General features: G+C 63.3%; 13 protein-coding genes. 8 read left to right on the plus strand and 5 right to left on the minus strand.

What is annotated here, in order from left to right; translation table 11 throughout:
* Nucleotides 1-23 precede the first annotated feature (23 nt).
* Nucleotides 24-278, plus strand: a complete 255-nt coding sequence (locus tag LMTR13_RS06520; RefSeq protein ID WP_236843293.1) for a hypothetical protein — start codon at nt 24-26, stop codon at nt 276-278.
* A gap of 9 nt (nt 279-287) precedes the next feature.
* Here the strand turns inward: LMTR13_RS06520 and LMTR13_RS06525 are convergent, their stop codons facing one another.
* The 3 genes from LMTR13_RS06525 to LMTR13_RS06535 all read right to left on the minus strand — a co-directional run bounded on the left by LMTR13_RS06525 (nt 288) and on the right by LMTR13_RS06535 (nt 2,118).
* A complete protein-coding gene (locus LMTR13_RS06525; RefSeq protein WP_156795455.1) occupies nt 288-515 on the minus strand; it encodes a hypothetical protein in 228 nt (75 codons plus the stop codon).
* 102 nt (nt 516-617) lie between these two features.
* A complete protein-coding gene (mobA, locus tag LMTR13_RS06530) occupies nt 618-1,283 on the minus strand; it encodes a molybdenum cofactor guanylyltransferase MobA (protein WP_065727168.1) in 666 nt (221 codons plus the stop codon).
* A complete protein-coding gene (locus LMTR13_RS06535; protein ID WP_065727169.1) occupies nt 1,228-2,118 on the minus strand; it encodes a formate dehydrogenase accessory sulfurtransferase FdhD in 891 nt (296 codons plus the stop codon). Before LMTR13_RS06535 ends, mobA begins: the two co-directional genes overlap by 56 nt.
* 182 nt (nt 2,119-2,300) lie before the next feature.
* Here LMTR13_RS06535 and mobB point away from each other — a divergent pair, with 182 nt between their 5' ends.
* The 6 genes from mobB to LMTR13_RS06565 all read left to right on the plus strand — a co-directional run bounded on the left by mobB (nt 2,301) and on the right by LMTR13_RS06565 (nt 10,126).
* Nucleotides 2,301-2,828, plus strand: a complete 528-nt coding sequence (gene mobB / locus LMTR13_RS06540) for a molybdopterin-guanine dinucleotide biosynthesis protein B (RefSeq protein ID WP_065727170.1) — start codon at nt 2,301-2,303, stop codon at nt 2,826-2,828.
* Nucleotides 2,829-2,836: 8 nt separating this feature from the next.
* Nucleotides 2,837-4,090 (plus strand): molybdopterin molybdotransferase MoeA, encoded by a 1,254-nt coding sequence (locus tag LMTR13_RS06545; RefSeq protein ID WP_065727171.1) that lies wholly within the window; start codon nt 2,837-2,839, stop codon nt 4,088-4,090.
* 96 nt (nt 4,091-4,186) lie between these two features.
* On the plus strand, nt 4,187-4,429 hold the full coding sequence (locus LMTR13_RS06550; protein ID WP_065727172.1) for a sulfurtransferase TusA family protein: 243 nt from the start codon (nt 4,187-4,189) through the stop codon (nt 4,427-4,429).
* 326 nt (nt 4,430-4,755) lie between these two features.
* Nucleotides 4,756-6,474, plus strand: coding sequence for an NADH-ubiquinone oxidoreductase-F iron-sulfur binding region domain-containing protein (locus LMTR13_RS06555; RefSeq protein WP_065727173.1), 1,719 nt, complete (start codon nt 4,756-4,758; stop codon nt 6,472-6,474).
* Nucleotides 6,471-9,236, plus strand: a complete 2,766-nt coding sequence (fdhF, locus tag LMTR13_RS06560) for a formate dehydrogenase subunit alpha (RefSeq protein ID WP_065727174.1) — start codon at nt 6,471-6,473, stop codon at nt 9,234-9,236. The genes LMTR13_RS06555 and fdhF overlap by 4 nt, the downstream gene beginning before the upstream one ends.
* Before the next feature lie 284 nt (nt 9,237-9,520).
* Nucleotides 9,521-10,126 carry a pyridoxamine 5'-phosphate oxidase family protein gene (locus tag LMTR13_RS06565; protein ID WP_065727175.1) on the plus strand — a complete coding sequence of 202 codons (606 nt, stop codon included), beginning with the start codon at nt 9,521-9,523 and terminating at the stop codon, nt 10,124-10,126.
* 184 nt (nt 10,127-10,310) lie between these two features.
* On the opposite strand, the gene LMTR13_RS06570 is transcribed toward LMTR13_RS06565, so the two are convergent.
* Nucleotides 10,311-11,918, minus strand: coding sequence for an AMP-binding protein (locus tag LMTR13_RS06570; RefSeq protein ID WP_065727176.1), 1,608 nt, complete (start codon nt 11,916-11,918; stop codon nt 10,311-10,313).
* A gap of 141 nt (nt 11,919-12,059) precedes the next feature.
* A complete protein-coding gene (gene ku, locus LMTR13_RS06575; protein WP_065727177.1) occupies nt 12,060-12,944 on the minus strand; it encodes a non-homologous end joining protein Ku in 885 nt (294 codons plus the stop codon).
* A 99-nt stretch (nt 12,945-13,043) separates the two neighbouring features.
* Between ku and ligD the strand changes: the two genes are divergently transcribed.
* Nucleotides 13,044-15,716 (plus strand): DNA ligase D, encoded by a 2,673-nt coding sequence (ligD, locus tag LMTR13_RS06580; RefSeq protein WP_065732481.1) that lies wholly within the window; start codon nt 13,044-13,046, stop codon nt 15,714-15,716.
* The last annotated feature ends 98 nt before the right edge of the window (nt 15,717-15,814 follow it).

The raw sequence follows: 15,814 nt of genomic DNA on the forward strand, positions 1-15,814 counted from the left end.
AGCGGCTCGGGGCAGGGATGGGAATGGCAAGACCGCTATCGATTGCGATTGTTGGCGCCGGCATGGGTGGGCTCGCGACTGCCGCGGCGCTGTCGCGTTGCCTCGAGGGCGTCGAGCGGGAGAGCGCTGCCAATGCATTCCGTCGTTTCGAGGCGACGCGCAAGGAGCGAACTGCGCGCATCCAGGCAACCTCGCGTGCCAACACCTGGCTCAGCGCCAAGACCGATACCGACCGGGTGTACGGCTACGACGCCTGGAGCGTGCCGCTGGCGCCATAGAGGACGGCGCTACTTGCGGGGCAGGTAAAGAAAGTGGTTGCGCTGCTCGGCTTCGGCCAGCGCGCGCTTCGCCGCCGGGGTCATAATTTTCGCCTCCGCCGGCACCGCGGCAAACGTGCTGCTGCCGGTAACCCAGCGGGAGAGCCGCTTAGTGTCGGAAATGAACACCGCGACATCCAGAGCGAAGGTGATCGCCCGAACGATGAAAGCCAGAACACCCAAAAGGAGCTCGCTCATCTGCGTTTCTCGACATCTGGCGGGCGGATGCCCGCTTAGGTACCCAGTGGTCGCCATCAGCCGCAATCCGGTTCAACGCGGAACCTGCGGCTATCTGGCCGCCTAACCCCCATCAAGCGCTGCCAGCCGCTCCGCTTCCGCGATGTCGTCCATGGTGTTGGCATTGAAGAACGGATCGAGCGGCGTGACCGGCCATGTCACCGTGGCGAGCCTGTAGCGCGCAGTCCAGCGGTCGATCTTCCTGATGTCCTCGACGACCAGCGCGTGGCGCAATTGTTCGCGCAAGCCGACGCTCCATAATCCGATTACCGGATGTGACTGGCCTTCGGAGGCGGCAACGGCCAGCTCGGCATTGTCAGCTTCCACCGCGCCATACAGCCGCGACACCAGATCGCGCGGCAGGAATGGGCAGTCCGCGGCGGCGCTGAGAACAAATTTTACATCCGGCCGGTTGGCCGCAGCCCAGTCGAGTGCGGCGAGGATACCTGCGAGCGGGCCGGGAAAGTCGGCGACGCCATCGGCGATGACCGGCAGGCCGAACGCCGCGAAGCGTGATGGGTCGCCATTGGCGTTGAGGATCAGGCCGTCACATTGCGGTTTCAGCCGCGCGATCACGCGGTCGAGAATGGTGCGGCCAGCGATCATGCGCATCGGCTTGTCGCCACCGCCCATCCGCCGCGCGAGGCCGCCGGCGAGCAGTACGCCCGGAATCCTAGTCGTCACGTTCTTCGCCCTTGCGCTTGTGCCGCGCGGATTCTTCCTCGACATAATCGAGGTTCTGGTCGAACACGATCCGCTCCTGTCCCGACAGCGCGATGAAGCGTTTTCCCCGCGTGCGTCCGACCAGCGTCAGCCCGACCTGCCGCGCCAGCTCGACACCCCACGCCGTGAAGCCCGAGCGCGAGACCAGAATGGGAATGCCCATCCGCACCGTCTTGATCACCATTTCCGAGGTGAGGCGGCCGGTGGTGTAGAGGATCTTGTCGGCGGGATCGACGCCGTGGCGATAGATCCAGCCCGCGATCTTGTCGACCGCGTTATGGCGGCCGACGTCCTCGGTGTAGCAGACGGGCGCTCCTTCCTTGCACAGCACGCAGCCATGGATCGCGCCCGCCTCCAGATAGAGCGAGGGCATGGTGTTGATGGTGCGGGTCATCTCGTAGAGCCACGATGTACGAAGCTCGGCCTTCGGCAGTGCCACGCTTTCCACCGCTTCGAGCAGGTCGCCGAACGCCGTGCCCTGGGCGCAGCCGGACGTCTGCGTGCGCTTCCTTAGCTTCGCCTCGAAATTGGTGTGGTGCTCGGTGCGCACCACCACGACCTGAAGATCGTCGTCATATTCGACCTCGGTAACGACGTCGTCGTATTTCAGCATATTCTGGTTCAGGAGATAGCCGAGCGCCAGATATTCCGGATAGTCGCCGATCGTCATCATGGTGACGATCTCCTGCGCGTTCAGATATAGCGTCAGCGGCCGCTCCACCGGCACCCGGATTTCGACGGCCGCGCCCGTCTGATCGGTCCCGGCCACGCGCTCCGTCAGCCGCGGATCCTCGGGATTCGGCACGATCAGGGGGGCTGGGGCTTTTTCCATCTTCATCATGGGACGCAGGTTAGCATGACAATGGCTTCCAGCCGATATAAAGCATTTCCGGGCATGAACAATGCGGCCTCAGCTCGTCATTGCGAGCGCTGCGAAGCAATCCATGAGCCCGTCCTCGACAAAGGTCTGGATTGCTTCGTCGCTTCGCTCGCCGCAATGACGGGCCGCCGTCGGAGAATGTGATGAAAGTGATAGGCCTCGCGGGATGGAGCGGCGCCGGCAAGACCACCTTGCTGACGCGGGCGATCCCGCAACTCTTAAAACAGGGCCTGCGCGTGTCCGTGATCAAGCATGCCCATCACGCCTTCGATGTCGACGTGCCCGGCAAGGATTCCTGGCGGCATCGCGAGGCCGGCGCGGCCGAAGTTCTGGTATCGTCGGGCCGGCGCTGGGCGCTGATGCATGAGCTGCGCGGGGCGCATGAACCACGATTGCCGGAACTGCTGGCGAAGATGTCGCCGGTCGATCTCGTCGTCGTCGAGGGCTTTAAGCGCGAGCCGCACCGCAAGATCGAGGTTTACCGCGCCGCGAATGAAAAGCCGCTGCTGTTCCCCGACGATCCCGGCATTGTCGGAATCGCCACCGATACGGCGGTTGAAACCAAGTTGCCGACTGCCCATCTCGACGATATCGAGGCGGTGGCGGCGATGATGTTGCGGTCTGCGATATCGCTCGAAGACGTGCTGGCCAAATGCGAAGCTGAGGGCTGATCAGGCACATGGCGCAATTGTCCGACGATTGCTTTGCCTTCGGCGGTCCGATGATGTCGGTCGATGAGGCCGTCGGGCTCATTGCCACGCGCGTGACGTCGGTCGTGGATGTCGAGACAGTCACGCTCGGCCGCGCCGATGGCCGGATCCTTGCGCACGAGATTTTGGCGCCGCTGCCACTGCCGCCCTTCACCAATTCCGCCGTCGATGGCTATGCGGTTTCGAGCCGCGACCTGCCGCAGAAGGAGGAACAGGCAATTCCGGTTACCGGTCGTGTTCAGGCGGGTAGCTCCGCATCTGGGCCACTCAAGCCGGGGCAGGCGACGCGCATCTTCACCGGTGCGCCGATGCCCGAAGGCGCGGATACCGTGTTCATGCAGGAAGACGTGCGCGTCGAGGGCGACAAGGTGGTGCTTCCTGCGGGCCTCAAGCCGGGGGCCAATGTGCGGCCCGCGGGCGAAGACATTCCCTCCGGCGTTGCGGCGCTGCATGCCGGTCAGCGGCTGCGGCCGCAGGATGTCGCGCTTGCCGCGGCGTTCGGCCTGACACGGCTCGAAGTTGTCAGGCGTATCCGCGTCGCGGTGTTCTCTACCGGCAACGAACTGGCCTCGCCCGGCGAAGCGCGCGCCGCGGCGCAACTCTTCGATTCCAACCGCTTCATGCTGATGGCGATGTTGTCGCGGCTCGGCTGCGAGGTCAGCGATCTCGGCATCATCAGGGACGATCGCGCCTCGCTGGCCCGCGCGCTGCAGGAGGTGGCCGGCAGCCATGATTTGATCCTCACGACGGGCGGCGTTTCGACCGGTGAAGAGGACCATGTCAAGGCAAGCGTCGAAAGCGTCGGCAGGCTGGTGCTGTGGCGGATGGCGATCAAGCCGGGTCGCCCCGTTGCGATGGGCATCATCGGCGGTACGCCGTTCATCGGACTGCCGGGCAATCCGGTGGCGAGTTTTGTCACCTTCGTTCACGTGGTGCGGCCGACCATTCTCGCGCTGTCCGGCGCGCGGCCGGAGCCGCTTCTGCCGATGCCGGTTCGCGCCGCCTTCAGCTACAAGAAGAAGATTTCGCGCCGCGAATATGTCCGCGTCAGCTTGCGCAAGGGTGCCGATGGCGTGCTCGAAGCGGAGAAGTTTCCGCGCGAGGGCGCAGGACTGTTGTCGTCACTGGTCGACACCGACGGCCTGGTTGAACTGGGCGAAGAGGTGACGCTGATCGAGCCCGGCCAGACAGTCGGCTTTCTGTCCTACGCAAGTCTGGTGTAGCTTCTTGTTTGATGCGTTATCTTGACGCGAACCGGTACCCATTTCGCTCGAAAACGCTATGTTGACGTTGTGTCTCTGCTTCGCCATGTTCGAGACATGGCCACCACGACCAAGCTCGATCTTACCGGACTGAAATGTCCCTTGCCGGCGCTGAAAACGCGCAAGGCGCTGAAGGCGGTCACGCCGGGCCATTTTCTCGAAGTACATTGCACCGATCCGCTGTCGGTAATCGATATTCCCAACCTGATCCGGGAAACCGGTGACAAGGTCGAGATCGCCGAGCGCGCGGAGAGCCGTATCGTGTTCTTGATCGAGAAAGCGGACACGCCGGGGAACTGAGCTGGCCCGCGAGGCATCATGCATAATGATGCTATTGCGGACTGCTTGCGGATCATTTTGGATTCGTATCGAGCAATCGCAGAGTCAATCGATACGCGTTCGCAATCGCAACATGAGACTGCTTTATTGATCTCGGGATCAATACGAGGTCTCATCCGTCATCGGGCAAGGCAGGCCCGGCATGGTTCGCGCCAAGCGCGGCCAAATCTATGCTGCGCTCCCGCCTGCCGCCTTAAATGCCTATCAGAGCGCGATAATTAGCTTGGCATCTGGCATGCCACGAACTAAGCTCGCAGCAAGACATCGGCAGGGAACGAGACGTTTCGATGGATCACGACGTACACGACCTACAAAAAGTCCGCTCGTTCGATCATCCGGGCGCGGGACGGAAGCGGGCCAAGGCGACGCAGAAGGGCCGTCAGGTCGACCCCACCGCCGCCCACGATATCGGGCTCCTGCTCGGCGACCGGCCGCGGCGGCGCGACCTGCTGATCGAGCACCTGCACCTGATCCAGGACAAGTATCACCAGATCTCGGCCGCGCATCTGGCAGCGCTCGCCGACGAGATGAAGCTGTCATTTGCGGAAGTGTTCGAGACCGCGACTTTCTATGCACATTTCGACGTGGTGAAGGAGGGCGCGCCTGACATCGCACCGCTGACCATTCGCGTTTGCGATTCCTTGACCTGCGCCATGATGGGCGCGGAAAAGCTGCTGCATGAACTGCAGGACAGTGCCGGCCCCGGCATCCGCGTCGTGCGCGCGCCCTGTGTTGGCCGCTGCGATACCGCGCCCGCCGCCGAAGTCGGCCATCACTTCGTCGATCATGCGACGGTGACGAATGTACTGGCGGCCGCGAAAGCCGGCGACACCCACGCGCATCTGCCCGAATATACCGACTACGAGGCCTATGTGGCCGGCGGTGGCTACAAGCTGCTCAACCGCCTGCGCTCGGGCGAAATGAGCAGGGAGGATCTGCTGAAGTCGCTCGATGACGCTTCGCTGCGCGGGCTCGGTGGCGCAGGCTTTCCGACGGGACGCAAATGGCGTGCGGTGCTGGGTGAGCCCGGCCCGCGGCTGATGGCGATCAATGGCGACGAGGGCGAACCCGGCACGTTCAAGGACCGCTTCTATCTCGAAACCGATCCGCATCGCTTCATCGAGGGCATGCTGATCGGAGCGCATGTGGTCGAGGCCACAGACGTCTACATCTACATCCGCGACGAATATCCGGCCTCACGCGAAATTCTTACGCGTGAGATCGCAAAGCTGCCGCCGGGTGGTCCGGTCTTGCATATGCGCCGCGGCGCGGGCGCCTATATCTGCGGCGAGGAATCCTCGCTGCTCGAATCGATCGAGGGCAAGCGCGGTCTTCCCCGGCACAAGCCGCCTTACCCGTTCCAGGTCGGCCTGTTCGGCCTGCCGACGCTGATCAACAACATCGAGACGCTGTGGTGGGTGCGCGACATCGTCGAGAAGGGCGCAGAGTGGTGGAAGAGCCACGGCCGCAACGACCGTCATGGCTTGCGCAGCTACTCGGTCTCGGGCCGCGTGAAAAATCCCGGCATGAAGCTGGCGCCATCAGGCGTTACCGTGCGCGAACTGATCGACGAGTTCTGCGGCGGCATGGCCGACGGTCATACCTTCCACGCCTATCTGCCGGGCGGCGCGTCGGGCGGCATCCTGCCGGCATCGATGGACAACATCCCGCTCGATTTCGGCACGCTGGAAAAATACGGCTGCTTCATCGGTTCCGCCGCCGTCGTCATCCTGTCCGAGCAGGACAGCGTGAAGGGCGCGGCGCTGAACCTGATGAAATTCTTCGAGGATGAAAGCTGCGGCCAGTGCACGCCGTGCCGTGTTGGAACCCAGAAGGCCGCGCTTTTGATGCAGCGGCCGGTCTGGAACCGCGAACTGCTGGACCAATTGAGCCAGGCGATGCGCGACGCCTCGATCTGCGGGCTTGGACAAGCCGCCTCGAATCCGCTGACGTCAGTGATTAAATATTTTCCGGAAGAATTCGTGCCGAAAGAGGCCGCGGAATGACCAAGATCAAGTTCGAACTCGACGGCCAACAGGTCGAGGCCAACGCGGGCGAGACCATCTGGCAGGTGGCAAAACGCCACCAGAAGGAAATTCCGCATCTGTGCTATTCGCCGGAGCCGGACTACCGGCCCGACGGCAACTGCCGCGCCTGCATGGTCGAGATCGAGGGCGAGCGCGTGCTGGCGGCGTCCTGCAAGCGCACGCCGAGCGTCGGCATGAAGGTGAAGACCGAAAGCGCCCGCGCCGTCGCCGCGCAGAAGATGGTGATGGAATTGCTGGTCGCCGATCAGCCGGCGCGCGAGACCTCGCACGATCCCGATTCGAAATTCTGGCACTGGGCCGAAAAGGTCGAGGTCACCGAGAGCCGTTTCCCGGCGGCCGAGCGGTGGCAGGGCGATACCAGCCATCCCGCCATGAGCGTCAATCTCGACGCCTGCATCCAGTGCGGCCTGTGCGTGCGCGCCTGCCGCGAGGTGCAGGTCAACGACGTCATCGGCATGGCCTATCGCAATGCCGGCGCCAAGATCGTCTTCGACTTCGACGACCCGATGGGTGAATCGACCTGCGTGGCCTGCGGCGAGTGCGTGCAGGCCTGTCCGACCGGCGCCCTGATGCCTTCGGTGATGCTGGACGAGAAGCAGACCCGCGTCACCTATGCCGACAAGAAGGTGGATTCGCTCTGCCCGTTCTGTGGCGTCGGCTGCCAGGTCACCTATCAGGTCAAGGACGAGAAGGTCATCTACGCCGAGGGCCGCGACGGCCCGGCCAACCACAACCGGCTCTGCGTCAAGGGCCGCTTCGGTTTCGACTACATCCATCACCCGCATCGGCTGACAAAGCCGCTGGTGCGGCTGCCGAATGCGAAGAAGGATGCCAACGACCAGGTCGATCCGGCCAATCCGTTCACGCATTTCCGCGAAGCCTCATGGGACGAAGCGCTGGATATCGCCGCAAAGGGCCTCGTCAAGATTCGTGACGAGAAGGGTGTCAAGGCGCTCGCCGGCTTCGGTTCGGCAAAAGGCTCGAACGAAGAGGCTTACCTGTTCCAGAAGCTGGTGCGCACCGGCTTTGGCTCCAACAATGTCGACCACTGCACGCGGCTCTGCCACGCCTCGTCGGTCGCGGCCTTGATGGAAGGCCTCAACTCGGGCGCGGTGTCGGCGCCGTTTGCTGCGGCGATGGACGCTGAAGTCATCGTCGTCATCGGCGCCAATCCGACCGTGAACCATCCGGTCGCCGCGACCTATCTCAAGAACGCGGCCAAGCGCGGCGCCAAGCTGATCGTGATGGATCCGCGCTGGCAGGCGCTGTCGCGCCACGCCTGGCGTCACCTCGCTTTCAAGCCCGGCAGCGACGTCGCGATGCTGAATGCGATGCTGCACACCATCATCACCGAGGGGCTGACCGACCAGCAATATATCGCGGGCTATACCGAAGGCTTTGACGAACTCGCCGAGCGCATCAAGGAATTCCCGCCGGAGAAGATGGAAGCGATCTGCGGTATCCCCGCGGAGACGCTGAAGGAAGTGGCACGAACTTACGCGCGCTCGCAGGCCTCGATCATCTTCTGGGGCATGGGCATCAGCCAGCACATCCACGGCACCGACAATGCGCGCTGCCTGATCGCACTGGCGCTAACGACAGGTCAGGTCGGCCGTCCCGGCACCGGGCTTCATCCGCTGCGCGGCCAGAACAACGTGCAGGGCGCCTCCGACGCGGGCCTGATTCCGATGTTCCTGCCGGACTATCAGCCGGTCGGACGCACGGATCTGCGCGAGCCTTTCGAAAAACTCTGGCATCAGGATCTCGATCCGGTTCGCGGTCTCACCGTGGTCGAGATCATGAACGCAATCCATGCCGGCCAAATCAACGGCATGTATATCGAGGGTGAAAATCCCGCGATGTCGGATCCCGACCTGCAGCACGCCCGTCACGCGCTTGCCATGCTCGATCACCTGGTGGTGCAGGATCTCTTCGTCACCGAGACTGCGTTCCACGCCGACGTGATCCTGCCGGCGTCTGCGTTTGCGGAAAAGAGCGGCACCTTCACCAACACCGACCGCCGCGTGCAGATTGCGCGCGAAGTGATCCGGCCGCCGGGCGATGCGCGGCAGGATCTCTGGATCATCCAGGAAATCGGCAAGCGGATGGGCCTGCCCTGGAACTACGACGGCCCGGCCGATGTCTTCACCGAAATGACGCAGGTGATGCCATCGTTGAAGAACATCACCTGGGAGCGGCTCGTGCGCGAGGGCGCGGTGACCTATCCGGTCGACGATCCCAACAAGCCCGGCAACGAGATCATTTTCACCACGGGCTTCCCGACTGAGAGCGGCCGCGGCAAGATCGTTCCGGCGAAAGTGATCGCACCGGACGAGGTGCCCGATGCCGAATATCCGATGGTGCTCTCGACCGGTCGCGTGCTCGAGCACTGGCACACCGGCTCGATGACCCGCCGCGCATCCGTGCTCGACCAGATCGAGCCGGAGGCGGTGGCGTTCATGTCGCCGAAGGACATGCGCAAGCTCAGCGTCTGGCCCGGCGATTTCATCAAACTGGAAACGCGCCGCGGCGCCGTCGAGGTCAAGGTCCGCTCCGATCGCGACGTGCCGGAGAACATGGTGTTCATGCCGTTCTGCTACGCGGAAGCGGCGGCGAACCTCTTGACCAATCCGGCGCTCGATCCGTTCGGCAAGATCCCCGAGTTCAAATTCTGCGCAGTGCGTGCCGAAAAGCTGGCGCTGCAGTCGGCGGCGGAGTAGGCGGCCAATCGCAGCCGAATGGAGCCACCGGGTCGCGCGAGCGCGCGCCCGATGACAGGCTGCGCGCATCCGGGTACGGTGTTGACAAGTCCCGGATGTCGCCGGGCTACGGATCAACACGCGAAACTGTCGCTGCACCCGGCTCGTCCGCGCTTGGCTCCTGGGCGCGCCCAGCGCGCAATGCCATTCACCCTCGTCCTGAGCAACGTGGTATGCTTCCCCGTGATCTGGCCCGGGCTGACTTCGCATGCGCAAAGGTGATCAGAGCAGGAGGACGCAACGCCATGGCTGAGAGCGTCATGTACCACGAAGGTAACCGGCAATTGCAGGATCGCTTCGACAGCCGCCGGATTTCGGACCGGCTGGAAGAGAAATTGATGCGCAGGGAATTCACCGCCGACGACAAGCAGTTCATCGAAAGTCTGCCTTACTTCTTCCTGGCAACCGCCGATGCCGAGGGGCGGCCCGATTGCTCGTTCAAGGGCGGGGCGCCGGGGTTGGTGCGCATCACCGGGCCTTCCGAGCTCGCGTTCCCCGACTATGACGGCAACGGCATGTTCAAGAGCCTCGGCAACATCGTCGTCAATGCCGATGTCGGTCTGCTGTTCATCGCGATGCATGAAAAGCCGAAACGTTTGCGGGTCAACGGCAGCGCCAGCGTGAGCGACAATGATCCGCTTCTGGCGGAAACCGTCGGCGCGCAGCTTATCGTTCGCGTCACCGCGCGCGCGATCTTCCCGAATTGCCCGCGCTATATTCCGACGATGAGTTCGATCGAGCCGTCGATCTATGTGCCGATTGCCGGACAGGAGGCACCGGAGCCGGCATGGAAAGGCTTTGCGGATTTCAAGGACTGCATCCACCCGCGGCAGCCGACATTCAAGGGGTGAGGGAGCGATTGTAGCCCACAACGAAAATCACTCTCGTCATCCCTGCGAACGCAGGGGCCCATAACCACCTGCCTAGATTGCAGCGAAGGCAACTGGCCCCATCGCGCCGCAGATGAGCCGCGGCGTATGGGTCCTGCGTTCCGCAGGGACGACGACGAAAGTATTTGCAATGAACGGAAGCGACCTAGATCGCCGTCATCTCGCCCTTGGTGCAGGCTTCCCGCAGCTTGAATTTCTGAATCTTGCCCGATCCGGTCAGCGGGAACGCGTCGACGACATACCAGTGCTTTGGCGTCTTGTGCGGGGCGAGGGAAGCGCGCATGTAGGCGATCAACTCCTCCTTGTCGATCGCAACGCCCGGCGCCGGGCGGATGAAGGCTGCGACCTCTTCGCCCCATTTTTCGTGTGGCAGGCCGATCACGGCGACCTCGCCGACCTTGGGATGCTTGAACAGCAGCTCTTCCAGCTCGCGCGGATAGATGTTTTCGCCGCCGCGGATGATCATATCCTTGAGGCGGCCTTCAACCGTGCAGTAGCCGCGGGCATCCATCGCGCAGAGATCGCCGGTGTGTAGCCAGCCGTCGGAATCGATTGCCGCAGCGGTCGCATCGGGCATTTCGAAGTAACCGATCATGACGTGATAGCCGCGGGTGCAGAACTCGCCGATCGTGCCGATCGGCACCGTCTCGCCGGTATTTGGGTCGACGATCTTGGTTTCCATGTTGGGCAGCGGCAGCCCGATCGTGTTGGCCTTATCCTCGACGCTGTCGGTGGTGCGGGTCTGCGCCGCGACCGGAGAGCATTCGGTCTGGCCGAAAACGATCGTGAAGGGTGCGCCGAGCTTTTCCTCGAGCAGTCGCACCAGCGAAGCCGGCACCGTTGAGCCGCCGGAACAGATCGCCTTGACGGAGGAGAGATCGGTCGCCGCGAATGTCGGATGCTCCAGCATCGCAACCAGCATGGTCGGCACGCCGAGCATCGCATTGCCACGATAGGTTCCGAGCATTTCCAGCACGAGGCCTGGCTCGAACGCCTCGACCAGCACCGTGGTCGCGGCCTTCGATACGGCGCCGATCACGCAGCAGACGCAGCCGCCGGTGTGAAACAGCGGCATCGTAGTGACGAAGACGTCGCCGGGATCGACGCCCATCCGGTCGGCGGTGTCGGCGCCGTTGTTGAGCAGTCCGCGATGGCGGAGCAGGGCACCTTTCGGAAAGCCCGTGGTGCCCGAGGTGTACTGGATCATGACTGGATCGTCGGGGCTGACGGCTGGCAGTTTGATGCTCTCGTCATCGCCTGCGGCGATGAACGTATCCCAATCGTCAAAGCAGATGATCTCGCGCAGCTCGGGGCAGTTCGGCTTGACCTCGTTCACCGTCTCGAGCATCGGGTTGCCGCGAAAACCGTTGACAACGAAGACGCCGGCCGAGCGCGACTGTTTCAGGACATATTCGACCTCGCGGGCGCGAAACGCCGGATTCACGGTCACGAGGATCATGCCGGCCATGCCGGCGCCAAATTCGAGCATCATCCATTCCGGGATATTTTGTGCCCAGACGGCAATGCGATCGCCGGGCTTGAAGCGCGACAGCAGCGCGCGGGCGGTGCGCTGGGCTTCGCGATAGAACTGTGCGTAGGTCCACTGCCGCCGCTGTGCCGGGTCAGGCACGCCCGCGATCAGGGCGAGGCGATCGGGCGCGGCCTCAGCCGCCTTGCGCAAGAGATCGCCGAATGTCATCTCCCGTACCGCAGGCGTGGTCGGTCCTGCGACATGCGACTTCGTCAATGCCATTCATTCCTCCCGGTCCGGCGCCGCTATTGTCGGTGACGTCAGTTCCCAAGGGGAAAATGCCTTCCGGCTTCGGGTAATGCAAGCGGGAGGGTGGCCAAGGCGCGCGAGAACCGCGTGAGCAATAACACGGATATGCCCGCGCTAGCTCGCCTTGCGGTGCCTGGCTGCGGACCGGTGCGCTTTCCTTGACGTCCGTCGCGCAGGCGCCCGCCGCGAGGCCGGGGCTTGTGCGCGCCGTTTCGTCGCTCCCTTGCCTTTCAGGCTCGCCTTCAGCGCGTCCATCAGGTTGATGACGTTGTCCGGCCTTTCTTCGGGCTCGGCGGCCTTGATTGGCTTGCCGGAAGCCTTGCGCCGCACCAGCGCTTTCAGCGCGTTTTCGTACTCGTCCTTGAACTTCGAGGGATCGAAATGTGCCGCCATCTTGTGCAGAATATGTCCTGCGAGCTCGACCATGTCCTTGGTGACCTTCGGGGTCTTGATGCCCTCGAAATAGTCTTCCTCGTCGCGCAGCTCGTAAGGATAGCGCAGCGTGGTCCCGAGCAGGCCCTTGCCGAGCGGCTCGATCGCCATCACGTGCTCGCGGTTGGTCAGCACGATACGCGCCAGCGCCACCCGGTCTTCGTCCTTCATGGCGTCGCGGATCACGGCGAAGGCGTCGACTGCGGCCTTGCCGTCGGGCGCGATGTAGTAGGGGTGGTTGTAGTAGCGCTTGTCGATTTCGTCCCGCGGCACAAAGCTGTCGATCTCGATGGTGTGATTGCTCTCGATCTGGACGGCTTCGAGTTCCTCCTTTTCGATCTCGACATACTGGCCTTTTTTCAGCTCATAGCCGCGGCCTTTCTGGTTGCTCTCGACGACGTCGCCGGTCTCGGCATCGATCATCTGCTGCTTCAGCCGGTTGCCGGTCTCCTTGTTGATCATGTGAAAGCGTGTTTTCTCGACCGATGTCGAGGCCGGATACAGCACGACCGGGCATGACACCAAAGAAAGTTTCAGCGAGCCTTTCCAGTAGGCGCGGGGGGCCATTGCAATCTCCGGGCGCGGTTGGGTTTGGGAACTTCAACGGCTAGTATGGGTTTTCGTTCCGGGTGTCTGCCGCGGGGCGGTTTCGATTGAGGTGTGGCCGTGGCGTTGAAGAAACTCAGCACGTACCGCAAGAAGCGCGATTTCGGCAAAACGGCGGAGCCTTCCGGCGACGTCAAGGTCGCGCCGGCCCGAGAGCGGCGGTTCGTGATTCAGAAGCATGACGCAAGCCGGCTGCATTACGATCTCAGGCTGGAATTCGACGGCGTGTTCAAATCCTGGGCCGTCACCAAGGGGCCGTCGCTGGATCCCCACGACAAGCGGCTGGCGGTCGAGGTAGAGGACCATCCGCTGGACTACGGCGATTTCGAAGGCACCATTCCGGAAGACCAATACGGCGGCGGCACGGTGATGCTGTGGGATCGCGGCTATTGGGTATCAGATGATCCCGACCGCGGCTTCAAGAAGGGCGACCTGAAATTCACCCTGCATGGCGGCAAGCTGCATGGAAGCTGGGTGCTGGTGCGGATGAAAGGCGATCGCTATGGCGGCAAGCGCACCAACTGGCTCCTGATCAAGCACAGAGACGAATTCGTAAAAGAAGGGGAAGCCAACGACATCCTGGATGAGGACCGTTCGGTCGCGTCGGGCCGCACGATGGAGCAGATCGCGCAAGGCAAGGGCAGGGCGCCGAAGCCGTTCATGCTGGCCAGGAAGACGAAGGCTGACGCGGTCTGGCAGTCGAACCGTGGCGACGCGGCCGAAGCGCGGATCTCGCGGAAGACGGCCGCCTTGCGGGCCGCGCCGGAGATCAAGACGCGCGCACCGGCGCCAACAGTCAGGCCGAAGAAAGTCGCAGCGATGCCGGATTTCGTGGCGCCGCAGCTTTGCACGGTGGTCGAGAGGCCGCCGGGCGGCGAGGGCTGGTGCCACGAGATCAAGTTTGACGGCTACCGCGTGCAATTGCGGGTCGAGGGCGGCGATGCCGTGCTCTATACCCGAAAAGGCCTCGACTGGACCGACAAGTTCAAGGCGATCGCCGAGGAAGCGACATCGCTTCCCGACGTGCTGATCGACGGCGAGATCGTCGCGCTTGATCATAACGGGGCGCCCAACTTCTCCACCCTGCAGGCGGCGCTGTCGGACGGCGACAGCGAAAGCCTGATCTTCTATGCGTTCGACCTGTTGTTTGCCGGCGGCGAGGATCTGCGCAAGCTGCCGCTCGACGACCGCAAGGCGCGGCTGAAGAAATTGCTGGCGACGCAGAAGGGCAAGGACAAGCAGATCCGTTATGTCGAGCATTTCGAAAGCGGCGGCGCTGCCGTGCTGCAGTCGGCCTGCAAGCTCGAACTGGAAGGGATCGTCTCCAAGAAGCTCAACGGGCCCTATCGCTCCGGCCGCACGGAAAGCTGGACCAAGGCCAAATGCCGCGCGGGACATGAGGTGGTGCTGGGCGGCTGGAAGACCACCAACGGCAAATTCCGCTCGCTGATGGCCGGCGTCTATCGCGGCGATCATCTCGCCTTTGTCGGCATGGTCGGTACCGGTTTCGGGCAGGACAAGGTGCGCCGCATCATGCCGGCGCTGAAGGCGGCAGCCTCCGACAAGAGCCCGTTTGGCGGCAAGAACGCGCCGAAGAAAGCCCGCGACGTGCATTGGCTGAAGCCCGAGCTGGTCGCCGAGATCGAATTCGCGGGGTTCACCGCGGATGGAAATATCCGTCAGGCCGCGTTCAAGGGCCTGCGGCAGGACAAGCCGGCCGAGGAGGTAGAGGCAGAGACCCCGTCCACGTCAGGCGTCGCGCAGCCGAAGCCGGGAAAAGCAGCAAAAGCGGCGACCAAGACCAGGAGCGCGCGGCCCGCAGCCGACAAAGCCGCCGAAGTCATGGGCGTGGTGATCTCGAAGCCGGACAAGGAGATGTGGCCCGATGCCGGCGACGGCGAGCCGGTGACCAAGCTCGATCTCGCGAAATATTTCGAGGCCGTCGGCGAATGGATGATCGGCCATCTCAAAGGCCGCCCTTGCTCCATCGTGCGCGCGCCCGACGGCATCCATGGCGAGAAATTCTTCCAGCGGCACGCCATGCAGGGCATGTCCAACCTGCTGGATCTGGCCAACGTCTCGGGCGACCGCAAGCCCTATGTGCAGATCGACCGTGTCGAGGGATTGGCAGCGGTGGCGCAGATCGGCGGGCTGGAGCTGCATCCCTGGAATTGCGCGCCCAATGCCTACGATACGCCGGGCCGGTTGGTGTTCGACCTCGATCCCGCTCCGGATGTCGAATTTGCGGAAGTGATCGAGGCGGCAAAAGACATGCGCCAGCGGTTGACCGCCGTTGGCCTCGAAAGCTTCTGCAAGACCACCGGCGGCAAGGGGCTGCACGTGGTGACGCCGCTGCTTCATGGCGCAAGAGACAAGGTCTCGTGGAAGGAGGCCAAAGCGTTCGCGCAAGGCATCTGCCAGTGGATGGCGAACGATGATCCCGAGCGCTATCTGCTCAACATGTCGAAGAAGCTGCGCAAGAGAAAGATCTTCCTCGACTATCTTCGTAACGACCGGATGTCGACCGCGGTCGCCGCACTGTCGCCGCGTGCTCGCGAGGGCGCCACCGTCTCGATGCCGCTGACCTGGACGCAGGTGCGCGGCGATCTCGATCCGAAGAAGTACACGATCCGCACGGTGCCGGGGCTGCTGAGCAGGACGAAAGCGTGGGACGGCTACGATGACGCGGCGGCGTCGATCAAGCCGGCGATCAAGAAGTTGGCGGCGAAGTAGCTGATGCAGACACGCTGTCCCAACCAAAGCTGTCATGCCCCGCCACCGGGGCGGCCGAATGGCCGCCCCGGTGATAGGCGCCGTCGGGGCATGCAGTA

Source organism: Bradyrhizobium icense (genome assembly GCF_001693385.1).
Taxonomy (GTDB): domain Bacteria; phylum Pseudomonadota; class Alphaproteobacteria; order Rhizobiales; family Xanthobacteraceae; genus Bradyrhizobium; species Bradyrhizobium icense.